The 25170-nt window shown below is 70.1% G+C and carries 20 protein-coding genes; 8 read left to right on the forward strand and 12 right to left on the reverse strand.

Going from position 1 to position 25170, the window contains the following annotated elements; all coding sequences use genetic code 11:
• Nucleotides 1–60 precede the first annotated feature (60 nt).
• On the forward strand, nt 61–792 hold the full coding sequence (locus I6I07_RS22515; RefSeq protein WP_061071071.1) for a response regulator transcription factor: 732 nt from the start codon (nt 61–63) through the stop codon (nt 790–792).
• Nucleotides 789–2252, forward strand: coding sequence for a sensor histidine kinase (locus I6I07_RS22520; RefSeq protein WP_198483781.1), 1464 nt, complete (start codon nt 789–791; stop codon nt 2250–2252). The genes I6I07_RS22515 and I6I07_RS22520 overlap by 4 nt, the downstream gene beginning before the upstream one ends.
• Before the next feature lie 64 nt (nt 2253–2316).
• Here I6I07_RS22520 and I6I07_RS22525 read toward each other — a convergent pair whose 3' ends face one another.
• The 4 genes from I6I07_RS22525 to I6I07_RS22540 form a co-directional block, all read right to left on the reverse strand.
• On the reverse strand, nt 2317–3474 hold the full coding sequence (locus tag I6I07_RS22525; RefSeq protein ID WP_198483782.1) for an NAD(P)H-dependent flavin oxidoreductase: 1158 nt from the start codon (nt 3472–3474) through the stop codon (nt 2317–2319).
• 184 nt (nt 3475–3658) lie between these two features.
• Nucleotides 3659–5047 carry a tripartite tricarboxylate transporter permease gene (locus I6I07_RS22530; protein WP_198483783.1) on the reverse strand — a complete coding sequence of 463 codons (1389 nt, stop codon included), beginning with the start codon at nt 5045–5047 and terminating at the stop codon, nt 3659–3661.
• Nucleotides 5044–5517, reverse strand: coding sequence for a hypothetical protein (locus tag I6I07_RS22535; protein ID WP_061071073.1), 474 nt, complete (start codon nt 5515–5517; stop codon nt 5044–5046). Before I6I07_RS22535 ends, I6I07_RS22530 begins: the two co-directional genes overlap by 4 nt.
• Before the next feature lie 94 nt (nt 5518–5611).
• Nucleotides 5612–6901, reverse strand: a complete 1290-nt coding sequence (locus I6I07_RS22540) for a hydroxymethylglutaryl-CoA reductase, degradative (RefSeq protein WP_198483784.1) — start codon at nt 6899–6901, stop codon at nt 5612–5614.
• 142 nt (nt 6902–7043) lie between these two features.
• Between I6I07_RS22540 and I6I07_RS22545 the strand changes: the two genes are divergently transcribed.
• Entirely contained in the window at nt 7044–8474 is a 1431-nt protein-coding gene (locus I6I07_RS22545; protein ID WP_198483785.1) for a PLP-dependent aminotransferase family protein, read from the forward strand.
• Here the strand turns inward: I6I07_RS22545 and I6I07_RS22550 are convergent.
• The 6 genes from I6I07_RS22550 to I6I07_RS22575 form a co-directional block, all read right to left on the reverse strand.
• Nucleotides 8465–9256, reverse strand: a complete 792-nt coding sequence (locus I6I07_RS22550; RefSeq protein ID WP_198483786.1) for an anaerobic ribonucleoside-triphosphate reductase activating protein — start codon at nt 9254–9256, stop codon at nt 8465–8467. The genes I6I07_RS22545 and I6I07_RS22550 overlap by 10 nt on opposite strands.
• Nucleotides 9222–9404: an anaerobic ribonucleoside-triphosphate reductase gene (gene nrdD / locus I6I07_RS22555; protein ID WP_006395259.1), complete on the reverse strand. Its 183-nt coding sequence runs from the start codon at nt 9402–9404 to the stop codon at nt 9222–9224. Before nrdD ends, I6I07_RS22550 begins: the two co-directional genes overlap by 35 nt.
• Nucleotides 9405–9468: 64 nt before the next feature.
• Nucleotides 9469–11469, reverse strand: a complete 2001-nt coding sequence (locus I6I07_RS22560) for a ribonucleoside triphosphate reductase (RefSeq protein WP_198483787.1) — start codon at nt 11467–11469, stop codon at nt 9469–9471.
• A 139-nt stretch (nt 11470–11608) separates the two neighbouring features.
• On the reverse strand, nt 11609–11959 hold the full coding sequence (locus tag I6I07_RS22565; protein ID WP_198483788.1) for a DUF3325 domain-containing protein: 351 nt from the start codon (nt 11957–11959) through the stop codon (nt 11609–11611).
• Nucleotides 11956–13566, reverse strand: a complete 1611-nt coding sequence (locus tag I6I07_RS22570) for a PepSY-associated TM helix domain-containing protein (protein ID WP_198483789.1) — start codon at nt 13564–13566, stop codon at nt 11956–11958. Before I6I07_RS22570 ends, I6I07_RS22565 begins: the two co-directional genes overlap by 4 nt.
• 183 nt (nt 13567–13749) lie before the next feature.
• A complete protein-coding gene (locus I6I07_RS22575; RefSeq protein ID WP_198483790.1) occupies nt 13750–14676 on the reverse strand; it encodes a helix-turn-helix transcriptional regulator in 927 nt (308 codons plus the stop codon).
• Nucleotides 14677–14786: 110 nt separating this feature from the next.
• On the opposite strand from I6I07_RS22575, the gene I6I07_RS22580 reads away from it, so the two are divergent.
• Genes I6I07_RS22580 through I6I07_RS22595 form a run of 4 tightly spaced genes read left to right on the forward strand, consistent with a single transcriptional unit; the run spans nt 14787 to nt 21658 of the window.
• Nucleotides 14787–16838 (forward strand): TonB-dependent receptor, encoded by a 2052-nt coding sequence (locus I6I07_RS22580; RefSeq protein ID WP_198483791.1) that lies wholly within the window; start codon nt 14787–14789, stop codon nt 16836–16838.
• 1 nt (nt 16839) lies between these two features.
• Nucleotides 16840–18072, forward strand: a complete 1233-nt coding sequence (locus I6I07_RS22585; protein ID WP_198483792.1) for an MFS transporter — start codon at nt 16840–16842, stop codon at nt 18070–18072.
• A complete protein-coding gene (locus I6I07_RS22590) occupies nt 18069–19919 on the forward strand; it encodes an ABC transporter ATP-binding protein (RefSeq protein ID WP_232625687.1) in 1851 nt (616 codons plus the stop codon). Before I6I07_RS22585 ends, I6I07_RS22590 begins: the two co-directional genes overlap by 4 nt.
• On the forward strand, nt 19916–21658 hold the full coding sequence (locus I6I07_RS22595) for an ABC transporter ATP-binding protein (RefSeq protein WP_198483793.1): 1743 nt from the start codon (nt 19916–19918) through the stop codon (nt 21656–21658). Before I6I07_RS22590 ends, I6I07_RS22595 begins: the two co-directional genes overlap by 4 nt.
• 39 nt (nt 21659–21697) lie before the next feature.
• Here the strand turns inward: I6I07_RS22595 and I6I07_RS22600 are convergent, their stop codons facing one another.
• A complete protein-coding gene (locus I6I07_RS22600) occupies nt 21698–22681 on the reverse strand; it encodes a Bug family tripartite tricarboxylate transporter substrate binding protein (protein ID WP_198483794.1) in 984 nt (327 codons plus the stop codon).
• A gap of 11 nt (nt 22682–22692) precedes the next feature.
• Nucleotides 22693–24114, reverse strand: a complete 1422-nt coding sequence (locus I6I07_RS22605; protein ID WP_198483795.1) for a M20 family metallopeptidase — start codon at nt 24112–24114, stop codon at nt 22693–22695.
• A 113-nt stretch (nt 24115–24227) separates the two neighbouring features.
• Here I6I07_RS22605 and I6I07_RS22610 point away from each other — a divergent pair, with 113 nt between their 5' ends.
• On the forward strand, nt 24228–25154 hold the full coding sequence (locus I6I07_RS22610) for a LysR family transcriptional regulator (RefSeq protein ID WP_198483796.1): 927 nt from the start codon (nt 24228–24230) through the stop codon (nt 25152–25154).
• Nucleotides 25155–25170: the final 16 nt, after the last annotated feature.

Raw genomic sequence — 25170 nt, forward strand, 5'->3', positions numbered from 1 at the left:
TGATAACTCGCCGGCCCTGGATTGGCGACAATATGAGCCTTGCTTCCTGACCGGACCCCTATGGATACGCCTCGCCGCGTCCTGATCGTCGAAGACGACGCCCACATCGCCGAATTGCTGCGCCTGCACCTGCGTGACGAGGGTTACGCGGTCGAGCACGCGGCCGACGGCAACGAAGGCATGCGCCGGCTGGAAGAGGGCGGCTGGGACGCCCTGGTGCTGGACCTGATGCTGCCCGGCATCGACGGGCTGGAAATCTGCAAGCGCGCCCGCGCCATGACGCGCTATACCCCCATCATCATCACCAGCGCCCGTTCCAGCGAAGTGCACCGCATCCTCGGACTGGAACTGGGCGCCGACGACTACCTGGCCAAGCCGTTCTCGATGCTGGAACTGGTGGCGCGGGTGCGCGCGCTGCTGCGCCGCACCGAGGCGCTCGAGCGCAATGCCCGCATCGATGCCGGCAGCCTGCGCCAGCACGGCGTGGCCATCGACCCGATCGCCCGCACCGCCTCGGTCGACGAGCGCCGGCTGGAACTGACGCCGCGCGAGTTCGACCTGCTGCATTTCTTCGCCCGCAACCCGGACAAGGTGTTTTCGCGGCTCGACCTGTTGAACCAGGTCTGGGGCTACCAGCATGAAGGCTACGAGCACACGGTCAATACCCACATCAACCGGCTGCGCACCAAGATCGAGGCCGATCCGTCCAATCCGCAGCGCATCCTGACGGTCTGGGGCCGTGGCTACAAGTTCGCGGCCGAGCCGGGCGCGCCGGCGGAGTCCGCATCATGAAACGCCTGACCCTGACCCAGCGCCTGTCGGCCGTGTTCGCCATGCTGCTGCTGGCCTGCTGCGGCGCGTCGGCCTGGTTGCAGATCTCGGCCAACCTGCGCTACGAGCAGGAAGTGGTGCAGCGGCTGTCCAGCGGCCTGGCGCAGCACATCGCCGGCACCAACGAGCTGATGGACGCCAACGGCTGGAAGCCGGACGCGGTGCGCTCGCTGTTCTCGATGCTGATGATGGTGAATCCGGCGGTCGAGGTCTACCTGCTGGACAACGACGGCCGCATCGTCGGCGATGCCGCCTCACCGGGCCAGATCAAGCGCGACCGGGTCGACCTGGCCCCGGTGCGCCGTTTCCTGGCGGGCGGGGCGCTGCCGATCGAGGGCGACGACCCGCGCCACCTGGATACCGCCAAGGTGTTCTCGGCCGCGCCGGTGCGGGTGGCCGGGCGCGACGAAGGTTACGTCTACGTGGTGCTGCAGGGCGAGGCGCACGACGCGCTGGCCATGGCGGCCTCGCGCAGCGCGGTGCTGCGCACCACCCTGTGGTCGATCGCGCTGGTGGCGCTGCTGGGACTGGTGGCCGGCCTGGCCGCGTTCGGCCTGATCACGCGGCCGCTGCGCGGGCTGACGCGCGCGGTGCGCGCCTTTGGCGATGACGACGGCCGCGCGCTGGCGACGCTGGAAAAGCCGGCCGACGCCAGCGGCGACGAGATCTCGCTGCTGCGCCGCAGTTTCGTGCAGATGGGCCGGCGTATTTCCGAGCAATGGCGCGAGCTGACGCGGCAGGACCAGCAGCGGCGCGACCTGGTGGCGAACATCTCGCACGACCTGCGCACGCCGCTGACCTCGCTGCACGGCTATCTGGAAACGCTGCGGCTCAAGGACGAGACGCTGGACGCGGCCGAGCGCCGCCGCTACCTGGACATCGCGCTGGCGCAGAGCCGCAAGGTCGGCCGGCTGGCACAGGAGCTGTTCGAGCTGGCGCGGCTGGAGTCCGGGCTGGTGCGGCTGGAGCCGGAGACCTTCTCGCTGCCCGAACTGGCGCAGGACGTGATCCAGAAATTCGAGCTGGCCGCCGAGGCGCGCCAGCAGCGCCTGACCACCGCCATCGACCAGGAATTGCCGGCGGTGCGCGCCGACCTGGGCATGATCGAACGGGTGCTGACCAACCTGCTGGACAACGCCATCCGCCACACGGCGCCGGGCGGGCGCATCGAACTGAGCCTGGAACAGGCGCGTGGCGGCGTGCAGGTGCGAGTCAGCGACAACGGCGCCGGCATTCCCGACGCGTTGCGGGCGGGCCTGTTCACCCGCGCCTCGGTGCTGGCCAATGGCCCGCGCGATGGCGGCGGGCTGGGGCTGGTGATCGTGCACCGCATCCTGCAGCTGCACCACAGCGACATTCGGCTGGTGGAACGGCCGGAACCGGGAGCGGTGTTCGAATTCGACCTGCCGACGGCGCCATAGGCGACGGCCCGCCATCCTGCCTGGCGGTGGCGTGGCGCGGTCGCGCCGGCCACGCCTGATCGGATCAGGCCGCCGTCGGCATCCTGCCGTTGAGCAGGTAGTCCATCAGTTCGCGCACGCTGCGCATGGCGTCGCCGAACGGCAGCTTCGAGGCGCCGCGGAAGAACAGGCCGCGGCTGACTTCGCCGCGCATGGCGGCGGCCAGTTTCAGGTCGATGCAGAACTGGCCGAAGCGCGCGATGCCGTCGCGCAGCCCGCATTGCGTCAGGCAATCCATGCGCTGGCTGCAACGGCGCGCGTCGCAGCGAGTGTTGTCCTGCAGCGTCTTTTCCTGGCGCAGGTAGCGCGTCAGCCACGGCGTCGGCACGGCGCGGGCGGGCAAGCCGGCCACGCTGGTGAATTCGGCCAGCTTGTCGGGATCGGCTTCCATCAGCACGCGCTTGAAGTTCTCGTGCGCGTCGCCTTCGTGGGTCACGGCGAAGGCCGTGCCCACCTGCACGCCGTCGGCGCCGTTGCCGAGCCAGTGGCGCACCTGCTCGTGGCTGCCGACGCCGCCGGCCACGATCAGGCGCGGCGCGTCGCGGCCCAGCTGCAGGTCCTGGAACAGCTGGCGGCATTCGGCCAGCACGCGCTTGAAGTCGAAGCGTTCGTCGTGGATGTCGTCCAGGCGCGCCGCGCCCAAGTGGCCGCCGGCGTAGCCGGGGTGCTCGATGACCACCGCGTCGGCCATGCGGCCCTTCTTCATCCACTTCTTCAGCACGGCGGCCACGCCGCGCGCTTCCGACAGGATCGGTATCAGGGCCATTTTGGGATAGTCGGCGGTCATGTCGGGCAGGTCCAGCGGCAGGCCGGCGCCCATGACGATGGCCTGGGCGCCGCTTTCGCAGGCCTGGCGCACCAGGGCGGGATGGTCGCGCACCGCCTTCATGACGTTCACGGCGACTACGCCGCGGCCCTGCGCGGTGTCGAGCGCGGCGCGTACTTCACGGTCCAGGGCGATCCGGTTGGCGTTGTCGATCTGCTCGCGGTCGCGGCAGTCCTCGGTCTGCTCGATCAGGTCGGGATGGTGATGGCGCAAGTCCACACTGGCGATGGTGCCGACCGCGTTCTGGCTGGCGACCGCGCCGGCCAGGCGGTGGGCGGAAACGCCAACGCCCATGCCGCCCTGGACGATGGGCAGCAATTCGCGTCCGGCGAGAGTGAGGGATTTGAACCACGTCATGAAATGGGAGCCTTTATTGGGAACAGTGGCTCCGAGGCTAGAGCAAGGCATGACGCGCCGCCTTGCGCGGAATCAAGCGGGCGGGGGAAAGCGGAGGGAATGACGGGTCAGGACGGGCGGCCCCGCCAGGCAGATGAAAAAAAAGGGGCGGAGCAAGCCGGCTCCGCCCCTTGTCGATGACGTTTCAGGCCACCAGCTTGACCAGCGCCGGCACGGTCAGCACGGCGGTGTAGTAGCCCATGAACTGCACGCCGGTGTTGAAGCCGAACAGGCGCGACAGCAGGCCACCGAACAGGCCCATGGTCAGGATCACCAGCAGGCCCAGGAACTGGCCTTCCCACACGCTGATCACGATGATCAGGCCGACGAAGGTGGCGATGATGGCCTCGTGGCTGACCTTGCGCGACACGAACAGCGCGGCGCGGCGCGCGAAGTTCATGGCGAACGGGTACGACACGATGGCCGCCAGCAGCACCGCCAGCATGCCGTAGCCCAGGAATTCCCAGTGGTTCAGCAGGTTGTGCAGGTTGTGGGTCTGGCCGCTGGCCGCGTCCACCGTGAAGCGCGGCGGCGCGTTGAACAGCGGCGCGGCCGGGCCGGCGGCGACCGGGCTGAGCGGCAGGCCGAAGGCGATCAGCGGGATCAGGGCCTCGGCGATGTAGGTGGCCTCGGTGACGCCGTTGCGCGCGCTCAGCACCGTGGTCAGGCGGTGATAGGCATGCTTGACGCGCGAGCCCACCAGTTCGCCCAGCACCACCGTCATCGCCACCGGGCTGAACACGAAGGTGGCGCTGGAGATGGTGGCGGTGGCCAGCGTCCAGCGGGTCTGGATGCGGTCCATCACCTTGAGCGGGTTGGGGAAATAGCCCGACCAGCCCTTGACGTCCGGCGCCAGCGAGAACGTGCGCACCTTGTCGCGCATCATTTTCGCGCGGCCCTGCGGCGCGATCACGGTGAACAGGTCGGCGATCAGCGGGCCGATGGCGATGCCCAGGAAGTAGCTGATGCTGAGCTTGACGCCATATTTGGCGGTCAGGCTCTGCAGCGCCACGATCACCACCACGAACGGCACCAGCAGCGCCACCGCGGCCCAGCGGCCGGCCGAGAAGTAGGCGATCAACACCGCCGCGGCCAGGAAGATCCACGGCGCCGACTTGGTGATGGCGGCGCCGAACGGCGCCAGCAGCACGGCGAACAGCACCGCCAGCGGCACCGCCACGAAGGCGGCGACGATGGCGCCCGACACCATCTTGCGCAGCGCGATGTGCGGCACGCCCAGCTTGCGCAGCATGTTGGCGTCCTGCAGCAGCGGCGTGGCGAGCGTGTCGCCGGGAATGCCCAGCAGCGCCGTCGGCACCGCGTGGGTCATGTGCTTGGCGACCGCGCCGGCCAGGAAGAAGGTGAAGACGCCGGCGGGCGGCACGCCCAGCAGCACCACCAGCAGCGTCAGCGGCGCCAGGGTGGTGGTCTCGTCGGTGCCGGACACCAGGCCGATGGCGGCGAACACCACCGCGCCCAGGAGGCCCATGCCGGCGGCCACCATGATCTGTTCGAGCAACACGGGATCGCTCATGCCGGCACCTCTTCGCGCACGGTTTGCGGGCGGCCCTGCGGCGCCGGCGCGGCGGCGGGCGCGGCGAACAGCTCGTACAGGTCCAGTTCCTTCAATTCCTTGACCACCGCGGGCGGCAGGTCCGCCAGCGTGCCCAGGCCGCCGGGTTGCGCGGCCAGTTCGGCCAGCACCTCGGCGCGCCAGGCCGGATCGTGCGAGGCGCTGTGCTCGACCACCTCGCGCTTGGGCGGGAACAGGCGGGCGCAGATCACGCCCGCCAGCACGCAGCCGGCCAGTCCGGCCAGCATGGCGTAGGCATGCGCCAATTCGGGCGAGGCGACCTTGTCGCGCAGCCAGCCGCTGGCGGCGTAGAAGCCGGCCACGCTGACGGCGATGCCGATGGCGATCGCCCACGCCAGGTGGCGCAGGTCGACGGTGTCGTTCCATACTTCGGCCAGGCGTCCGGCGGACGCCTTGCTGTCTCTTTCCATGTCTGTCTCCTTGAGGGACGGGCGGCGCGGGAGGTTCCCGGCGCCGCCTCTGTTCTTGTGCGGCCGGCGTGCGTGCGCCGGCCGTGCCGTGCCGTCAGGCCGGTTTCCGCAGTTCCTCCAGCAGCGCCAGCGCGCGGTCGGCGCGCACGTCCTTTTCCTCGGCCATGCGTTTGGCCAATTGGTCGATCTCGGCGCCCACCGCGCCCACCGTCAGCGCGATGTTGCGCGCGTGCAGCGCCATGTGGCCGCGCTGGATGCCCTCGGTGGCCAGGGCGCGCAGCGCGCCCAGGTTCTGCGCCAGGCCCACGGCCACGGCGATCTCGCCCAGTTCCTGGGCCGAGCGCACCGCCATGATCTTGAGCGCCAGCCGCGCCAGCGGATGGGTCTTGGTGGCGCCGCCGACCAGGCCCACCGGCATCGGCATTTCCAGCGTGCCGACCAGGGCGCCGCTGGCGTCCTTTTCCCAATGGGTCAGCGAGGTGTAGCGGCCGTCGCGGCAGGCGTACGCATGGGCGCCTGCCTCGACCGCGCGCCAGTCGTTGCCGGTGGCGACGATGACCGGGTCGATGCCGTTCATGATGCCCTTGTTGTGGGTGGCGGCGCGGTACGGATCGGTGGCGGCGAACACGTAGGCATCCAGCACGCCCTCGATGATCTCGGCGCCGCTGCGGTCCTTGGTGTCGAGGGTCTGCGGCGTCAGGCGCACGCGGGCCCGCGACAGGCGCAGGTCGGCCAGGTTCGACAGGATGCGCAGCCGCACCGTGCCGCCGGTGATTTCCTCGACCAGCGGCGCCACCGCCTCGGCCATGGTGTTGACGGTGTTGGCGCCCATGGCGTCGCGCACGTCGACGATCAGGTGCAGCACCAGCATCGGGCCGCGCGGCGTGTCGGCGAACACGTGCGCCTCGATGTCCTGGCAGCCGCCGCCCAGGCCGATCAGCACCTGGTCGCGGCTGTTGGCCAGCTTGACGATGCGCTCGCGTTCGCGCAGCAGGGCGACGCGCGCGCCGTGCGGATCGGTCAGGCCCAGCACCTGCACCTGGGCGCGCATCAGCGGCCGGGTGCTGGAGGTCTCGAAGCCGCCGTTCTCGCGCGCCAGCTTGGCCATGAACGAGGCCGCCGCCACCACCGACGGTTCTTCCACCGCCATCGGCACCAGCACGTCGCGGCCGTTGACCTGGAAGTTGCCGGCCACGCCCAGCGGCAGCTCGAAGGCGCCGATGACGTTCTCGATCATGCCGTCGGCGCGCTCCAGGCCGAGCGCGCCCGGTTCGGCCAGTTGCTGGCGTTCCTCGGGCGTCAGGCCGGTGGCGTCGGCGATGGCGGCGAGGCGTTGGGCGGGGGTGAGGGCGCGGAAATTGGGCAGGCGTGAATCGGCCACCATGGCATCTGTCTCCATCGGAAAATCTAAGAATTGGGTGGCCAGATTCTAGGTAAACTGTACCGGCATTCAGAGGTACAGTTTGGACGAACAGTACCATCGCACTGCACCAATTTCCGACCTTTCCCCTGCTGGAAACCACCCCGTGGACGCCGACAACTCCCTGGGCCGCGCCCCGCGCGCCGCGCCCATTGCCGAAAGCCTGGCGCGCCTGATCGGCCGCCAGATCGCCGAGGGCGTCTACCGCCCGGGCGACAAATTGCCGTCGCTGCGCGAACTGGCGCAATTGCACCGCTATGCCAAGAACACCGTGGTGGTGGCGTTTGAGATGCTGGTGGCGCGCGGCCTGGTGGAACCGCGCCGCGGCTCGGGCTTCTACGTGCTCGATACCGGTCCGGCGCAGCGCGCCGCCGACGAGGAACCGGGCCAGTTGAGCCGCGCCATGGACATCGTCTGGCTGATGCGCGAGCAGCTCAAGACCCAGCCCGACGCCATCGCCGCCGGCGACGGTTTCCCGCCGGTGGAGTGGCTGGCCGACATGCGCATGGACCGCTATCACCAGAAGGTGGTGCGCACCGGGCTGGGCACGCTGTTCCGCTATGGCAGCCGCTTCGGCTACGCGCCGCTGCGCGAAAGCCTGGTGCGCAAGCTGGGCGACGTCGGCATCAGCGCGGCGCCGTCGCAATTGGTGCTGACGCATGGCGCCAACGAGGCCATGGACCTGGTGATCCGCTACTTCCTGCCGCCGGGCGCGGCGGCGCTGGTGGACGATCCGGGCTATTACCCGCTGTTCGGCAAGCTCAAGCTGGCCGGCGTGCGCATGCTGGGCGTGCCGCGCCTGTCGGACGGCCCGGACCTGGCGGCGCTGGAGGCGTTGTTGCAGCGCGAGAAACCGCGCCTCTTTTTCACCCAGTCGCTGGCGCACAATCCCACCGGTTCGGACATTTCGCCGGCCAAGGCCTACAAGCTGCTGCAGTTGTCCGAGCGCTACAACCTGATCGTGGTGGAGAACGACCCGCTGGCCGACTTCAAACCGACCTCGGCGGTGCGGCTGTCGGCGCTGGACCAGCTGGAACGCACGGTCTACATCGGCAGTTTCTCGAAATCGTTCTCGGCGGCGCTGCGGGTCGGCTTCATCGCCTGCGGCGCGGGGCTGGCCAGCGACCTGGCGGACCTGAAGGCGCTGGTGCACGTCAGCAGTTCGGAATACTGCGAACGCATGGTCGACGTGATGCTGCGTGACGGCCACTATGAGCGCCACCTGGTGCGCTTGCGCCAACGGCTGGAGGCGGCCACCGGCGACGCGCTGCGGGCGCTGGATTCGCTGGGCGCCGCGGTCTACACGCGGCCCACCAGTTCGCTCTATCTGTGGGCGGCGTTTCCCGGCATCGACAATTCGCTGGCGCTGGCCGAGGACCTGATGCCGGAGAAGGTCATCATGGCGCCGGGCCGCGTGTTCAGCGTCGACCCGACGGCGGCCTCGCCCTGGTCGCGCTGCAATGTGGGCGCGGTGGCCTCGCCGCGCTTTCATGCCGCGCTGGCGGCGCGCCTGGGCCGCGCTGGCGCTCAGCGGTAGGCGAACTCCTCGAACCAGCCGCGCAGCATGGCCTGCGCCTGCGGGCCCAGCAGCCGCGCGGGCGGGGTGCTGGGGCAGCTGCGCGCGCCTTGCACCGCGAAGCGCTTGACGCCGCGCCGCGCCAGTTCGCGCGCCAGGCCCAGCAGCCGGGTCTCGTCGAGCCAGTCGGGGTGCCAGGTGATGCGGCATTCGAAGTCCACGCCCGCCGTCAGCAACTGCGTCAGGCAGGCCTGCGCCGGGCGGTGCGAATCGCGGCGGCCAGTGATGTCGTCATAGCCTTGCGCGTCGGCCTTGATGTCCAGGCCGACCCAGTCCAGGTAGCGCAGCACGTCGGCCAGGCGCAGCGGATAGATGCCGGCCGTGTGCAGGCCGATGCGGTATCCCATGCGCCGCGCCTCGCGGATCATCGACGGCAGGCGCGGTTCGCTCAGCGGCTCGCCGCCCGAGAACACCACCCCGTCCAGCAGGCCCTGGCGGTTTTCCAGGAAGGCGCGCACGTCGCGCCAGTCGTAGCGCGCGTTGCGCGTCTGCAATTCGGGGTTGTGGCAGTAGTGGCAACGCCACGGGCAGCCGGCAATGAAGATGACGGCGGCCAGCGTGCCGGGCCAGTCCACGGTGGAGAAGGGCGTCAGCCCCCCCACCGCCGGGGAATGGCGCGGCAGCGGCTGGGCCGCCGGCCGCGGCGGCGCGGCATGGACCATGCGTGGCGGCTGGCGGGCGGGAGCGGCCTTGCGGCCGCCCGCCGCTTCAGGCACGTTGTTCGACGAAGAAGCGGCGTTCATTGAATTCGCCTTGTTTGCCGGTATTGAAGGAAGACACGGGGCGGTGGTAGCCCATGACGCGGGTCCAGACTTCGCAGCGCACGCGCTGGCTGTCGTCCAGGCGCAGCGCCTGCGGGGCGGCGGCTTCGGGGGAGATCACGGTTTGCATAATGGCTCCTGGGGGAAAGGCCGGGCGGGGATCGCCCGGGAAAAAAAAGCGGTGGGCGGCGATATCAGGCCGGCGCGCAGCAAGACGCCTGTTTGGCCAGCAATTCGGCGTCGCACTTCGGGCAGAACTCGTGGTGCCCGGCCAGATAGCCGTGGTTCGGGCAGATCGAGAACGTCGGCGTGACGGTGATGTAAGGCAGCCGGAAATTCGACAGCGCGCGCCGCACCAGCTCTTTGCAGGCGCTGGCCGAGGACACGGCCTCGTTCATGTACAGGTGCAGCACGGTGCCGCCGGTGTACTTGCCCTGCAGCGCTTCCTGCAGGGCAAGCGCCTCGAACGGATCGTCGGTGTGGCCCACCGGCAGCTGGCTGGAGTTGGTGTAGTAGGGCTGGGCCTCGGTGCCGGCCTGCAGGATGCCGGGGTAGCGCTTGCGGTCCTCGCGGGCGAAGCGGTAGGTGGTGCCCTCGGCGGGCGTGGCCTCCAGGTTGTACAGGTGCCCGGTCTCTTCCTGGAACTCGGTCATGCGCGCCCGCACCCGGTCCAGCAGCCGCACCGCCAGCGCGTGGCCGGCCGGCGTGGTGACGTCCTCGGCGTCGTCGCTGAAGTTGCGGATCATCTCGTTGATGCCGTTCACGCCCAGCGTGCTGAAGTGGTTGCGCAGAGTGCCGAGGTAGCGCCGGGTGTACGGGTACAGGCCCTGGTCGATGTAGCGCTGCACCACCTTGCGCTTGGTTTCCAGCACGTCGCGGCCCATGCCCAGCAGCAGGTCCAGGCGCGCCATCAGCGCGGCCTCGTCGCCGCGGCAGGTGTGGCCCAGCCGCGCGCAGTTGACCGTCACCACGCCCACCGAGCCGGTCTGCTCGGCCGAACCGAACAGGCCGTTGCCGCGCTTGAGCAGCTCGCGCAGGTCCAGTTGCAGGCGGCAGCACATGGAGCGCACCATGTGCGGCTCCAGGTCGGAATTCAGGAAGTTCTGGAAATACGGCAGGCCGTAGCGCGCGGTCATTTCGAACAGGCGCTCGGTGTTGGGGTGGTCCCAGTCGAAGTCGGGCGTGATGTTGTAGGTGGGGATCGGGAAGGTGAACACGCGCCCCTTGGCGTCGCCGGCCATCATCACCTCGATGTAGGCGCGGTTGATCATGTCCATTTCGGTCTGCAGGTCGCCATAGGCGAACGGCATTTCCTCGCCGCCGACGTAGGGGATCTGCTCCTTCAGGTCGGCCGGGCAGGTCCAGTCGAAGGTCAGGTTGGTGAACGGCGTCTGCGTGCCCCAGCGGCTCGGCACGTTGAGGTTGTAGATCAGTTCCTGCATGCATTGCTTGACCTCGGTGTAGGTCATCGCGTCGCGGCGGATGAAGGGCGCCATGTAGGTGTCGAACGAACTGAACGCCTGGGCGCCGGCCCATTCGTTCTGCAGCGTGCCCAGGAAGTTGACGATCTGGCCGATGGCCGCCGACATGTGGCGCGGCGGTGTGGCCTCGATCTTGCCGGGGATGCCGTTGAAGCCCTCGGTCAGCAGCTGGCGCAGCGACCAGCCGGCGCAATAGCCGCTGAGCATGTCCAGGTCGTGGATGTGGATGTCGCCGTCGCGGTGGGCCTGGCCGGCCTCGGGCGTGAAGACGTTGGACAGCCAGTAGTTGGCGGTGACCTTGCCGGCCACGTTCAGGATCAGGCCGCCCAGGCTGTAGCCCTGGTTGGCGTTGGCGTTGACGCGCCAGTCGCGCTGTTCGAGGTATTCCTCCATGGCGCTTTCCACGTCCACCAGGGTGTGGCGCAGCGCGCGCAGGCGGGCGTGCTGTTCGCGGTAGACGATGTAGGCGCGGGCGGTGCGCCAGTAGCCGGCCTTGACCAGCGTTTCCTCGACCTGGTTCTGGATGGTCTCCACGCCGGGGCAGACGTTGCCCTCGGCGGCCAGCGCCGCGATCACCGCGCTGGCCAGTCCCTGCGCGACGTCGGCGTCCAGTTCTCTGGTGCTGCGGCCGGCGGCGGCGAGCGCCGCCGCGATCTTGTCGCGGTCGAATGCGACGACCCGGCCGTCGCGCTTGAGGATGTGTTGGAGTTGCATCGCTGACACCATATGTTGTGGGGTAGGAAAACTCTACCACCACCTATGGTGTTGAAGACCCGGCTGCCGAGGCGTTTGTCAGCCTGGCTTGACGCTGGTCAAACGGCGCCGGCCGGGCCGGCGCGGGCGCAATACGGCCCTAGAATCCGAAGCCGACCCCGGCGATCGAGATCACCACCGCGAGGGCGGCGGTGCGCATCGCCGGGCGCGGCGACCACGACAGCATGCCGACCCACAGCAGGGCGCCGGCCGACAGCCAACCCAGCCAGGCCACCACGCCGACGGTGTTGCCCCACAGGCCGACGCAGGGCAGCAGCGCCAGCAGCAACAGCAGGATGCCGGCGGCGCGCAGCACGCGGGTATGGCTGGCGGAGGGATCGCGGCCCCACACCTGGTCGTAGTGGCGCGGCATCGCCAGGCTCAGGCAGGCCATGCCCGAATAGGTCAGCAGCAGCGCCATGGCGATGCCGTATGCGTCGTTCAGATTCATGCCGTGGCTTCCTGGGGCGGTCGGGCGTTGCGCGGCGGCGGGGCCGACAGCGGTTTCCGGTGCAATCGTAGCGCAGCCCAGCCGGCCGCCAGGCCGGTGGCCACGGCCGTGAGCTCGACGCCGGCGCTTTCCCAGTCGCCGCGCGCGATCTGCGCCAGCGGATGGTCGCCCAGCGTCAGCAGCGACAGCAGCGGCAGCAGCAGGCACAACGCCGACAGCAGGCCCAATTGCCAGATCCACGCGCGCCGCGGCGCGCACAGCCAGGCGTGGGCCAGCGTCAGCGCCCAGACGATGAAGAAGGCGCGCAGTTCCCAGCCGGCGCGCTGCGGCAGCGACACCGGCAGCAGGCGGTTGGCCCACAAGTAGGCCACGCAGGCGATCGCCAGGCCGGCCAGCGCGGCCACGTTCAGGCCTTCGATCAGGCGATACACGCGCGCCGTGGCGGCGCCGAATTCGTGGCCCATCTTGTTGCGGCGCTTGACCATGAACAGCACCGCGCCGGTGCCCATCATGGCGGTGCCCGCCAGGCCGCACAGGAAATACAGCCATTGCATCGCCAGTCCGCCGAACTTCACCATGTGCAGGTCCGACATCACCTGGCGCGTCAGCGGCGCGGCGCCGCCGTGCACGCCGCCGGGCATGCGCATGCGCAGCAGCTCGCCGGTGGCGGCCGAGAATTCCGCCATGCCGGTGGTGCTGCTGATGTGGGCGCGCATGTCCGCGTCCTCGTTCCAGCCATAGACCGCGATGCGCATGGCGCCGTCTTCGGGGTTGTTGATGACGATGGCGCGGGCGCTCTGGCCGATCATCTGCTCGGCGCGCGCCACGATCGGTTCCAGCGGCGGCACCGCCAGCGGCGTGCCGGCGCGGGCCGGACGGTCTTCGCCCATCAGTTCCGCCAGGTATTGGCGCGAGGCCTCGGCGCCGGAACCGTAGGCGGCGGTGACCGGCGCGGGCATCAGCGTCACGCTGGAAATCACGATGCCGGTGTAGGCGATCATGAACTGGAAGGGCAGGGTCAGCACCGCCGTGGCATTGTGCGCGTCGAGCCACGAACGCTGGCCCTTGCGGGCGCGGAAAGTGAAGAAGTCCTTGAAGATGCGCTTGTGCGTCACCACGCCCGAGACCATCGCCACCAGCATGGCCATGGCCGCGAAGGCCACGATCCAGACCCCCAGCGGCTGGGCGTGCAGGTTGTAGTGGAAGTCGACGAAGTGGCTGCCGCCAAGCGTGGCGCGCGCCGCCGCGTGGTCCGTCTCGTGCAGTTCCTGGCCGGTCTCGGGGTCGAGCTCGGCGTCGGCGTATTCGCCGTTCTGGTCGAACCAATAGGCCACCAGGCCGTTGTCGTGATGGCGGTTGACCGGCCAGATCTCCCACATGCCGGCGCCCGGATGCTGGCGCGTCATGTATTGCACCGCCAGGTCGAGGCGGCGGCCGCGGTCCACCTGGGCCGGCTCGCGCGCCGCGGCAGCGGCTTCGGCGGCGTGGTGCTCCGGCGTCATCCAATGGGTGATGGCCTCGGAAAACACGGCCAGCGTGCCGGTCAGGAAGACGGCGAACAGCAGCCAGGAAAACCACAGGCCGACCCACGTGTGGAGCCAGGCCATGGACAAGCGGAAACTGGGTTTCAGAACGAGCCTCTTTCTTTTTGCGACCTGCCGCGAGCAGGCGTTGGTCTTATATTGAGAATGGTTCTGATTCTAGTCGAAATGGGGCCGGATTGGCGCGTTCACACGCCGCGGTGGCCGGCCGGCGAAGGGCCGGGCGGGACAGGCCAGGATGTCAGCGGATCATCCGCCGCGCTTGACCTGATTCGGCAACACGTCGTGGACCCGCTTGAAGGCGCTGGAGAAATGGCTCATGTTGGTATAGCCCAGCCTGAGACCGGCCTGCGACACGCTGAGCCCGCCCGTGGCGATCAGGTCCCAGGCCGCGCGCATGCGTTCACGCTGGTAAAGCGTGTGCACGGGCAGGCCGAAATATTGCTTGAACGCCTGCTTGAGCTTGAAGGTGTTCATGCCGCATTGGCGCGCCAGGTCGGCGATGGAAGGCGGTTGCGCCAGATCGGCCAGCAGCAAATCGCGGGCGTGGTTCAGGCGTTCATGGTCGGCGCGGCGCACCACGGCCGGCGGGGCGGTGGCGCCGTCCGACCGGATGGTCCCGCGCACGCGCAGCACCTGGATCAGGAATTCCAGGCTCTTGGCCTCGCGCAGCAGCGGCGAACTGGCGCCGCCCATCAAGGCGCTGTCCAGCTCCTGGGCCGCGTGCAGCAGCCGCGGGTCGCTGGGCGCCAGCCACAGGCCGAGGCCGCGTTCCAGGTCGGCCGCCAGGGCATCGCCGTCTTCGCCGGCGATCTGGCGCAGCAGGGCGGGGGACACCAGCAGCCCGACGTGCGGCATGTCGCCATTCATCTGCGTATGCCACGGCCCGGCCCCTAGCGTGCCGCACAGCAGTTGACGGCTCTGCAATTGCCGTTGACGGCCGTCCACCGCGACCTCCATGCCGCCCTTGGGCCAGATCGACAGCAGCAGGCGCCTGTCGGAATCGCAGATCAGGCAACCGACCGGCTGCTCGTAATGGCTGTGGCTGGCAAAGGCCGTCAGTCCGGTGCCGGTCTGGTGTACCGCGTTGGGCTGGGGCACGGCGGGCCACAGCTCGGGCGGCGGATTGGGGTCGTCGGGCAGATGCCGGGCAAGGTCGATCAACGGCAGGTCCATCGCAAATGCTCCCGATCCGGGCAGGAATACTGCCGATTCGGGCAGTAATTGTTAATGAGAATCGCTATTGTATGGCGGATTCCTTCCCACCCCTGTGCGATTTCATGCCCATGCCTACCCGAACTTCCCTGGCCCTCGGCCTGTCCCTGGCGCTGGCAGCGCCCCTATCCCTGCGCGCGGCGCCGCCTGCGCCGAATGGCGAGGCGGCGCCTGATGCCGTCAGGCTGGCCCCGGTGGTGGTGACCGCCACCAAGCAGGCCGCGGCCGAGCAGGTCACGCCGGCCAGCGTGACGGTCATCGACGGGCTCGCCGTCGAGCGCGAGGGGCTGGACAGCCTGTTCGACGTCGCGCACCGCTCGCCCAATGTCTACTTCACCAGCTTTACGCAGAACACGCCCAGCATCACCATCCGCGGCCTGGGCTTTTCGGACGATGAATCCGACAGCACCAGCACCAGCGTGCTGATCGACGGGGTACCGATGACCGTCATGACATTGGGCCAGTTGTTCGACGTCGAGCAGATCGAGGTGTTGCGCGGCCCGCAAAGCACGCTATACGGGCAGAACAGCATGGGCGGGCTGGTGGCGGTGCGCACCCGCGACCCCGGCTTTGCATTCGGCGGCAACGCCCAGCTGGAGTACGCCACCGGCAACCGCCGGCGCGAGACGGCGGCCCTGGACATTCCCTTGTCCGACCGCACGGCCATCCGCATCGCGGGTGGCGCCGAGAATGCCGACGGCTACGTCAGGAACGACGTCCTGGACCGGGACAACACCGGCGGCTGGCGCAGCCGCTTCGGACGCATCAAGTTGCTGCACGTGGACGAGGCGGGCGGCGAGTGGCGGCTGGGCCTGCACGGCGTGGACACCAAGGGCGGCAACGATTTCTTCACGACGCGCCAATTGGCGGACGAGCACCATTCGGCCAATGGCGACGCGGGGCGCAACGACCTGTCCTACACGCTGGTCACGGGTTCGTACGATCGCCAGCTGGCCAACGGCAACCGGCTCGCCGTCAACCTGGGCGGCAGCCACATGAAATGGGGCTACTGGATGCCGGAATCCGCGCTCGGCGGACCCAGCGGCTTCGATTCCTCCGTCGAGCAGTACAGCGGCGAGGCGCGTCTTTCCCACACGCCCGCCGGCGACACCGGCCTGGACTGGATGGGGGGCGTCTACGGCTCGAAGATACGCCGTGATTCGCCCTATACCTTCGAGATGCCGAACGTCTTTGGCAGCGTCACGTCGGCTCGCATCAAGGGGTCGACCGCGGCGATCTTCGGTGAACTGGGCTGGCGCTTCAACCCCCGCTGGCGCATCGCCGGGGCGTTGCGCGTCGAACGCGACGAACGCCGCATGGACTGGCGCAGCACGCAGAGCGCCGGCCCCTTCCAGTCGGTCGAGACGCTGCGCAGCAAGACGCACGACACCGTGCTGCTGCCGCGGCTGACGCTGGAATACCGTCCGGATGCGCAGCAGTTCGCCTGGACCACCCTGGCCCGCGGCTACAAGGCGTCGGGCTTCAATCAGTACGCGACCGACAGCGCGTCCGCCGCGCAGGCCTACCAACCCGAATACGGCAATTACGCCGAGCTGGGCTATCGCCTGCAGGGGCTGGACGACACCTGGAGCGTGAGCACCGTCGGCTTCTACACCCAGCTGCGCGACCAGCAGGTCGTGACGATCGGCAGCGGCGGCCAAAGCCTGACGTCCAACGCGGGCCGGTCGCACAACCTGGGACTGGAACTGACCGGCACCTGGCGGCCGGTTCGCAGCGTGGACCTGAGCGCCTTCGTCGGGCTGGTCAAGGCGGTCTACGACGACTACAGCAAGGGCGGCGTGGACTACGCCGGCCAGCAGTTTCCCAACACGCCGCGCCAGAGCTATGGCGTGACGGCAGCGTGGCGCTTCGCGCCGGGCTGGGAGGCGGGCCTGGCGGTGCGTCACCAGGGGGCGTCCAACCTGTATCCCACCACCACGGCCAGGAACGACGCCTATACCCTGCTGGATGCGCAACTGTCGTACCGTGTCGATCGTCACTGGACCATCGGCGTCTACGGCAAGAACCTGACGGATCGCGTCTACTACACCCGCGCGCTCAATGACCTGGTGGTGGCCGGCACGGGCCGGGTGGTGGGCGTGCGCGTGGGCCTGGACTTCTAACATGGCGCCGCGAACCTTGCCGGACCGGCGCAGCCAGTTCGTCGCCCTGGGCCTGATGTATTTCGCGCAGGGCCTGCCCAGCGGCCTGGCCTTCAACGCGCTGGGCGTGCTGATCCGTGACGCCGGCCACAGTGTGTCCGAGGTCGGCCTGACCGGCCTGGCGTTCCTGCCGTGGGCGCTGAAATTCCTGTGGGCCGGGCCGATCGAGAACTGGTGCGCCCGGCGCAGCCATGCCTATGTGATCGGCGCGACGCAATGGCTGGCCATCGTGCTGTGCCTGCTGTTGTCGTACGCTGCGCCGTCCACCGGCCTCTATCTGTGCGTGGCCGGCGCGGTGGCGTTGAACCTGGTGTGCGCCACGCAGGATATCGTGACCAATGCCTATGCCGTGACCCGCATGCGGGGGCGCACGGCGGGCGCGGCCAACGCGGTCCAGGTGACGGCCTTCATCGGCGGCATGCTGGCCGGTGGCGGTGGCCTGCTGGCCCTGCACCAGCAATGGGGCTGGACCGTGGCGATGCAATGCATGGCCGGGCTGATGCTGCTGCTCTATCTTCCGTTGCTGCTGGGCCGGCGCTGGCGCCAGGCGCCGGCGCCCGCGCCCGATGGCGCGCCGGTGACCGGCCCGGTCGGGCGCGTCCGCTTGCGCGACCTGCGTGAACATCGCGACCTGGGCTGGGCGCTGTTGATCGCCGTCATGTTCAAGTGCGCCGGCACGGCCGTGGCGACCTTGCTGCAACCGTGGCTGGTCGATCGCGGCATGTCGGTGGCGCAGGTGGGCGGCCTGCAGGTCAGCAATCTCGTGTCCAGCGCCGTGGGCGGCGTGCTCATCGGCATCCCGTTGATCCGCTGGCTGGGCGACCGGGGCGCGGTGCTGGTCTCGCTGGCGGGGGTGACGGCGTTGCTGGGCACGGCATGGATGCTGCAGTGGGCGCAGGTCGACGACATCCGCCTGATCTTTGCCGCGTTTGCCGCGCAGTCGCTGGTCGAAGGCGCCATGTACGTGGCGGTCTGGGCGCTGTTCATGAACTGGGCTTCGCCGCGGCGTCCGGGGACGGACTACACCGTCATGCAGTGTTGTGAGAGCCTGTCCAACGCCATCGCGGCGGCGGCCATCGGCGGGCTGGGGCAGGCGCTGGGTTACCGCGACGCGTTCGCGCTGGCCTGGGCCGTGGCGCTGGTGGCCCTGCTGCTGATCGGGTTGGGCCTGCGCCGGCTGGAGGGTGCGCGATGAGCGCGCCCACGGCATGGCGGGACGCCGGCGCTGCCGACGTGGGCGCGTCGGCGGCCCCGGCCGGCGCGGCCAAGGATGCGGCGGATCCGGTGATGGACGCGGGCGGCCACCGCTTCGCCAGCCTGGTCCGGCATTCCCCCGGGTTGCTGGGCCTGTCGGTGGCGACCGCGGTCCTCTCGGCGGCCTTGAGCGTGGCGCCGTTCTGGTTGATCTATCGGATGGCGCTGGAATGGCTCGCGCCGGCGCCCGATCTGGCGCATGTGCGCCGCCTGGCCGGCTGGACGCTGGCCGCGTTGGCGTTGCGCTGGGCCGCCATGGCGGCCAGCCACATCCTGGCGCACCGCGGCGCCTTCTGTATCCAGCATCGCCTGCGGCTGGCGCTGGCGCGCAAGCTCGGCCGGGTGCCGCTGTCGTTTTTCGCGGCGCGCGGCCGTGGCGGCTTGCGGCGGGTGCTGACGGACGACGTGAACGGCCTGGAGGGCTTTCTGGCCCACATGCTGCCCGACGCGGTGGCCGCGGCCGTGGTGCCGCTGGCGGCGCTGGCGGTGCTGTTCGGGGTGGATTGGCGCCTGGCATTGGCCGCGGTCGCGCCCTTGCCGGCGGCGCTGGCGGCGCAGGCCATCCTGATGCGGCAGGCCGCCCGCGGGGCGGGGCGCTGGAACGCACTGCAGCGCGAGATCGCCGACCAGGTCGGCGAATACGTGCGCGGGGTGCAAGTGGTGAAGTCGTTCGGGCTGGACGCGCGTTCCTTCAGCCGGCTGGCCGTCGCCATCCGCGGCTCCGCGGACTGGGTGGCGCAATACGCGCGTGCCAGCGCCCGCGGCTGGCAGCTGTACGTCGGGTTGCTGTCGTCCAACCTGTTGCTGGTGGCGCCCCTGGGCGCGTGGCTGCATGCGCGCGGGACGCTGGACATCCCGACCCTGTTCCTGTTCCTGTTGCTGGCGCCCGCGGTGTTGCAGCCCTTGCTGCGCCTGACGTTCGCGCTGGGCGAGCAGTCGCAGCGGGCGCAGGCGCTGGCCAATATCAACGCCGTGCTGGCCGAGCCGGCGCTGGCGGACAAGGCCGACGGCCCCGTGCCGACCGGTCCGCTGCATATCGAGTACGACGCCGTCAGCCATCGCTATGGCGAGCGGCTGGCGTTGGACGGCGTGTCGTTGCGGGCCGAGGCGGGCCGGCTGACCGCCCTCGTGGGCGCGAGCGGATCGGGCAAGAGCACGCTGGCGCGGTTGTTGCCCCGGCTGTACGACGTCAGCGCCGGCGCGGTGCGGGTGGGCGGACGCGATGTGCGCGACTGGCCGCTGGATGCGTTGCTGTCCCAGGTCAGCGTGGTGTTCCAGGACGTGTTCCTGTTCCACGGCACCATTGCCGACAACCTGCGCCTGGCGCGCGCCGACGCCAGCGCCGCGCAACTGGAAAGCGCCGCGCGGGCGGCCGGCGCGCACGGGTTCATCATGGCGCTGCCGGACGGCTATCAGACCTGCATCGGTGAGCGCGGCGCGCGGCTGTCGGGCGGAGAGCGCCAGCGCCTGTCGATTGCGCGGGCGTTGCTCAAGGACGCGCCGATCCTGTTGCTGGACGAAGCCACGTCCAGCATCGATGCCGAGAATGAGGCGCTGGTGCAGGACGCCTTGTCCGGACTGTGCCGGGGCCGCACCGTGCTGATGATCGCGCACCGGTTGCATACGGTGATGCAGGCGGACCACATCGTGGTGATGGCGCATGGCCGGGTGGCGGGGCAGGGCACGCACGAAGCGTTGCTGGCCGGCTGTGCCGCCTATCGGGAACTATGGCGCGACCATCAGGACGCGCGCGACTGGCGCCTGGCGGCGCGGGGAGAGCAGGCATGATCCGAGCGCTGGCGCAGGCCGGGTTCCGGTTGGCGGGACGGCGCGATGCGCGCCTGGCCCGCGGTATCGCGTGGGCGGTGGCGGAAGGCGCGCTGAGCGCGGCCTTCTATGGCGCGCTCTATCTGCTGTTGCGGCGGGCGTTCGCGGGTGAGGCGTCGCCGGCGTTCATTGCCGGCTCGGCGGTGGCGCTGGGGACGCTGGTCTGGCTGCGCATCGCGGCGGGGCAGCGTGCCATGCCCCTGATATTCGCCGGCGCCTACGCCATGATGGGCGAGGCGCGACTGCGGCTGGCGGACCATCTGCGCCGCTTGCCGATGGGCTGGTTCGAGCGGCAGCGCGGCGGCGACCTGGCCGCGCGCCTGACCTCGGACCTGGAGATGGTCGAGTCGATCTGGTCGCACTTTCTGGGGGTGTTCGTCTCGGGTCTGGCGATGCCGTGTTTCCTGCTGTTGTTGCTGGCCTGGCTGGACGCACCGATGGCGTTGTGGGTGGCGGCCGTGGTGCCGTTGGCGGCGTTGGCGATGGCCTGGACGCAACGGGTGGCGCGGCGGCCCGGCAAGCGCATGTTCGCCGCCAACGAGGCGGCCCAGGCGGCGCTGGCCGAGTACGTGGCGGGTGTCCCGGTGTGGCGCGGCTTTGGCCGCCATGGCCAGGCGTGGCGCCGGCTGCGCGGCATCCTGGACGAACAGCTGGCGGCGGTCACGGCGGTGGAGTCCCGCCCGGCGCCCTGGCTGGCGCTGTTCGGTTTCGTGCTGGAAGCCGGTTTCGTCGGGCTGGCGCTGGCGGGCGCGGCGCGCCTGGCCGACGCCGCCTACACGCCGCAGCAGCTGCTGTTGTTCCTGGTCGTGGCGCTACCGCTCTACCGGCAATTGTTCGAGGTCGGCCTGTCCACCTTGCTGTTGCGTTTCGCGCACCGCGCCATGCAGCGCATCGAGGCGGTATTGGCGGAACGTATGCTGCCGGAACCGTCGCACCCGGCGCTGCCGCAAGGCCTGGATTTCGAGCTGGACGGCGTGGCGTTCGCCTACGATGGCGGCGAGCCGGTGCTGGCGGACGTATCGTGCCGCATTCCGGCCCGGGGCGTGACCGCCATCGTCGGCCGCAGCGGGGCCGGCAAGACGACGCTCGTGCATCTGCTGGCGCGGCTGTGGGATGTCACGGCGGGCGCCATCCGCCTGGGGGGCGTGGACGTGCGGCAGCTGGGCACGCGGGCGCTGCATGAGCGGGTGGCCATCGTGTTCCAGGACGTGGTGCTGTTTTCGGGTTCGGTGCGTGACAACCTGCTGATCGGCAAGCCGGATGCGATGCCGGCCGAGGTCGAGGCGGCGGCGCGTCGCGCCCATGCCCACGACTTCATCATGGCGCTGCCGCAAGGCTATGACACGGTGCTGTCCGAGAATGCGGAGTCGCTGTCCGGCGGCGAGCGCCAGCGCTTGTCGATTGCCCGGGCGCTGCTCAAGGATGCGCCGATCCTGCTGCTCGACGAGGCGACCGCGAGCGTCGACCCGTCGGCCCAGGCCGAGATCCAGCGCGCCATTGGCGACCTGGCGCGGGGGCGCACCGTGATCGTCATCGCCCATCGCCTGAACGCGATCCAGCATGCGGACCAGATCCTGGTGCTGGACGGCGGGCGCCTGTGCGAGTGCGGCACGCATGCCGAGTTGCTGGCACGGGAGGGCGCCTACGCCGCGATGTGGCATCGCCAGCAGCGGGCGCGGGGGTGGCGCTTGCAGTCGTAGCGGCGTGGCCGGGCCCGCCGCCATGGGCGGGCGCCCGCCTCAATCCAGCTTGATGTTCGCGCGCCGGCCCACTTCGCCGAAGGTCTGCAATTCCTGCGCCATCCGCGCCGTGAAGGCCGGCCCATCCAGGTAGACCGGCTCGAGCGCCAGGTCGTTGACGGCGCGCTGCACCTGCGGATCGCGCATGATGTCCGCGACCGCGTGGTTCAGCGTGGCCAGCACCGGCGCGGGCGTGCGGGCCGGCGCCACCAACCCGTACCAGCCCACCATCGAGACGCCCGGCAGGCCGCTTTCGATGAAGGTCGGCACGTCCGGCAATTGCGGCACGCGGTGTTCGCCGGTGACGGCCAGCGCGCGCACCTTGCCCGCCTTGACCTGTGGCGCGGCCGAGGACACGGTGTCGATGCCGAGCGCGACTTCGCCGCCTATCAGCGCGGTGATGAATTGCGCGCTGCCCTTGTACGGCACCGGCGTCATGCGGGCGCCGGCGGCCTCGGCGAACATTTCGCCCACCAGGTGCGGCGCCGATCCCGGGCCGAAGGTGCCGTACATCAGGCCGCCGCTGGCGGTCTGGCGCCGCGCCAGCTCGGCGGCCTGCTGCGCGGTCTCGGCAGGCAGGCTGTTCTGCACCAGCAGCACCACCGGCGCCAGCGCCACGATGGCGATGTGTTCGAAGCTGCGGCGCGGATCGTAGGGCAGGTTGGGCTTGAGCGCCGGCAGCACGGTGTAGGTGGTGCTGCCCGACAGCATCAGCGTGTAGCCGTCGGGCTGGGCCTGCGCCACGGCATTGGCGCCGATGACGGTCGACGCGCCGGGCCGGTTTTCGACGATCACGGCCTGGCCCAGCTTGCCCGACAGCCGGTTGGCCAGCAGGCGGGCGACGGCGTCGGTGGCGCCGCCGGGCGTGAACGGCACCACCAGCTTGATGGGCTGTTCGGGATAGGCGGCATGCGCGGCGGGGGCGGCTTGCAAGGCAAGGGCCGGCAGGCAGGCCAGCGCGGCGGCGCGGAGTCGGGAGATCATTGAGGATCCGGTCAGAGGGTGGGAGAAGCGGTTTCGGCGGCGGCCTGGCGCAGCGCGAGGCCCTGGTCGCCCAGGTCCCAGAACAGGCCGGCCATGATCGCCAGGCCCTCGCGCGCCACGCTGCCGAGCAGGTGCTCGTTGGGCGCGTGCTGGGCGCAGGCGGGATACGAATGCGGCACCCACAGGGTGGGCAGGCCGAGCAGGTCGGCGAAGATGTCGTTGGGCAGCGAGCCGCCCAGGTTGGGCAGCAGCGCCGGACGCAGGCCGGTGCTGCGTTCGATCGAGGCGGCGGCCCAGCGCACCCAGGGGTTGTCGGGCGACAGGCGGGTAGCGCCGGCCTGCATGCCGACGCGGATCCGCACGTCGGCGAAGCCGGCCGCGTCCAGGTGCGCGCGCAGGTGCCGTTCCAGCGCCCGCCAATCGGTGCCGACCACGAAGCGCAACTGGCACCAGGCCGTGGCGGCCGGCGGAATGGCGTTGACCGGCTTGGCCGGATCGCCGGCGCCGAAGGTCAGCACGTCCAGGCTGTTCCAGCCGAATACCTGCTCGGACGGCGACAGGCCGGGCTCGCCCCAGTCGTGGTCGATGGCGGGGTCGTCGGGGCCGCCGCCGACCTCCAGGTCCGCCAGCGCGGCGGCCACCGCGGCGGGGATGGGCGGCGGACGCAGGCCCGGCACCAGGATGCGGCCGCGCGCGTCCACCAGGGTGGCGATGGCGTGCGAGAGGATGATGGCGGGATTGGCCAGCAGGCCGCCCCAGTTGCCGGAATGGTAGCCGCGTTCGCGGGCGCGCAGGCTCAGTTCGAAATTCACCGCGCCGCGCGAGCCCATGAACAGGGTGGGGCGGGCGGCGGCCAGGCGCGGACCGTCGCTGGCGATGAAGACGTCGGCGGCCAGCGTCTCGCGCTGTGCCTCGCAGAACGCGGCCAGGCCGGGCGAGCCGGCTTCCTCGCCGGTCTCGATCAGCCAGGTGGCGTTAAAGCCCAGCTTGCCGCCGCGCGCGTGCAGGGTCTGGCGCAGCGCCGCCAGGTTGATGGTGTGCTGGCCCTTGTTGTCGGCGGTGCCGCGGCCATACCAGCGGTCGCCTTCGACCCGCAGGCGCCACGGATCGCGGCCCGCGTCCCACTTGGCGGCGTTGCCGCGCACCACGTCGCCGTGGCCGTACAGCAGCACGCCCGGCAGCGACGGCGATTCGATGCGTTGCGCGACCAGGATCGGCAGGTCGACGCCCGCCGGATTGGGATGCACCCGACAGGTGAAGCCGAGCCGTTCCAGCTGCGGCGCCAGCTCGTCATTCAGGTAGGCGTGCTGGCAGGACGCCTGGCCGGGCTCCTCGCTCTCGGTCTGATAGGCGACGCGGCGGGCCAGTTCGGCCTGCAGGCTGCCGTCGTCATAGGCTTGGGTGGCGTGGAGGATGGCTTGTTCGCGGATCACTGCGGTCTCGGGTAGCGGCACAGCCACAAAGTTATTACGCTTATGCGCATGCCACAATTAGATAATTCGCATTTGATCGTTGCTATTCAGGCAATGGTTTGGGGACGCTTGCCATGATTTCGCTGGGCCTGAGATATTTCCTGGAAGTGGCGCGCTGCGGCTCGATCGCCGCCGCGGCCACCGCCCAGCACGTGGCGGCCTCGGCGGTCAGCCGCCAGATCGCCAAGCTGGAAGACGAACTGGGCATCGCGCTGTTCGAGCGCCAGGCGCGCGGCATGGCGCTGAGCGAAGCCGGCCGCCAGCTGGCCGCCTACGCCAACGCGGCGGCGCTGGAGGCCGAGCGCGTCACCACCGGCATCCGCCAGCGCAGCGCGCTGGGCGACGTGACCATCCGGCTGGCCTGCACCGAGGGGTTCGCCCACCGCTTCCTGCCGCAGTGCATGGCCGACTTCAAGCGCACCCGGCCCGAGGCGCGCTTCCACCTGCTGGTGGAGCGGCCCGAGGAGGTCAACCGCCTGGTCCTGGAAGGGTTGTCGCAATTGGCCTTGCGCTACACGGTGGCGCCGGACGAGCGGCTCAAGACCGAGCTGCATTGCCGCGCGCCGGTCTACGCCATCATGTGCCGGCGGCATCCGCTGGCCGCGCGCCGCAGCGTCGGCGTGCGCGAGCTGGCGCAGGTGCCGCTGTCGCTGGGCGATCCGGGCACCACGGTGCGCGACCTGTTCGACGCGGCCTGCGCCAATGCCGGCGTGCATATCGAGCCGGCCTATGTGTCGAACCACTCGGCGGCCTTCCTGCCGATGCTGCCCGGCAGCCAGATCGTGGCCCTGTCGGGCTACCTGACGCTGATGGGGCAGCCGGACAGCGCGCGCCTGGTGGCGGTGCCGTTCAGCAATCCGGAAATGCGCCAGCGCAGCATCCAGGTGGTGACGCTGCGGGGATGCACCTTGCCGCCGCTGGCGCGCGAATTCCTGGCGTTGCTGGCCGAGCGCCTGAGCGCGGCGCCGCGCGCCCCGGAAGCGGAACGCGAGACCGGCTGAGTGAAGCCGGACCGGG

The organism is Achromobacter deleyi (assembly GCF_016127315.1).
In the GTDB taxonomy this organism is placed as follows: Bacteria; Pseudomonadota; Gammaproteobacteria; order Burkholderiales; family Burkholderiaceae_B; genus Achromobacter; species Achromobacter insuavis_A.

What these genes read in the sequence shown, in the direction of transcription:
- I6I07_RS22570 (WP_198483789.1), bottom strand. Translation starts at nt 13,566, where the DNA reads ATGGCCTGGCTCCACACGTGGGTCGGCCTGTGGTTTTCCTGGCTGCTG.
- I6I07_RS22595 (WP_198483793.1), top strand. Translation starts at nt 19,916, where the DNA reads ATGATCCGAGCGCTGGCGCAGGCCGGGTTCCGGTTGGCGGGACGGCGC.
- I6I07_RS22560 (WP_198483787.1), bottom strand. Translation starts at nt 11,469, where the DNA reads ATGCAACTCCAACACATCCTCAAGCGCGACGGCCGGGTCGTCGCATTC.
- I6I07_RS22550 (WP_198483786.1), bottom strand. Translation starts at nt 9,256, where the DNA reads ATGAACGCCGCTTCTTCGTCGAACAACGTGCCTGAAGCGGCGGGCGGC.
- I6I07_RS22585 (WP_198483792.1), top strand. Translation starts at nt 16,840, where the DNA reads ATGGCGCCGCGAACCTTGCCGGACCGGCGCAGCCAGTTCGTCGCCCTG.
- I6I07_RS22600 (WP_198483794.1), bottom strand. Translation starts at nt 22,681, where the DNA reads ATGATCTCCCGACTCCGCGCCGCCGCGCTGGCCTGCCTGCCGGCCCTT.
- I6I07_RS22580 (WP_198483791.1), top strand. Translation starts at nt 14,787, where the DNA reads ATGCCTACCCGAACTTCCCTGGCCCTCGGCCTGTCCCTGGCGCTGGCA.
- I6I07_RS22535 (WP_061071073.1), bottom strand. Translation starts at nt 5,517, where the DNA reads ATGGAAAGAGACAGCAAGGCGTCCGCCGGACGCCTGGCCGAAGTATGG.
- I6I07_RS22530 (WP_198483783.1), bottom strand. Translation starts at nt 5,047, where the DNA reads ATGAGCGATCCCGTGTTGCTCGAACAGATCATGGTGGCCGCCGGCATG.
- I6I07_RS22575 (WP_198483790.1), bottom strand. Translation starts at nt 14,676, where the DNA reads ATGGACCTGCCGTTGATCGACCTTGCCCGGCATCTGCCCGACGACCCC.
- I6I07_RS22565 (WP_198483788.1), bottom strand. Translation starts at nt 11,959, where the DNA reads ATGAATCTGAACGACGCATACGGCATCGCCATGGCGCTGCTGCTGACC.
- I6I07_RS22590 (WP_232625687.1), top strand. Translation starts at nt 18,069, where the DNA reads ATGAGCGCGCCCACGGCATGGCGGGACGCCGGCGCTGCCGACGTGGGC.
- nrdD (WP_006395259.1), bottom strand. Translation starts at nt 9,404, where the DNA reads ATGCAAACCGTGATCTCCCCCGAAGCCGCCGCCCCGCAGGCGCTGCGC.
- I6I07_RS22515 (WP_061071071.1), top strand. Translation starts at nt 61, where the DNA reads ATGGATACGCCTCGCCGCGTCCTGATCGTCGAAGACGACGCCCACATC.
- I6I07_RS22525 (WP_198483782.1), bottom strand. Translation starts at nt 3,474, where the DNA reads ATGACGTGGTTCAAATCCCTCACTCTCGCCGGACGCGAATTGCTGCCC.
- I6I07_RS22540 (WP_198483784.1), bottom strand. Translation starts at nt 6,901, where the DNA reads ATGGTGGCCGATTCACGCCTGCCCAATTTCCGCGCCCTCACCCCCGCC.
- I6I07_RS22610 (WP_198483796.1), top strand. Translation starts at nt 24,228, where the DNA reads ATGATTTCGCTGGGCCTGAGATATTTCCTGGAAGTGGCGCGCTGCGGC.
- I6I07_RS22520 (WP_198483781.1), top strand. Translation starts at nt 789, where the DNA reads ATGAAACGCCTGACCCTGACCCAGCGCCTGTCGGCCGTGTTCGCCATG.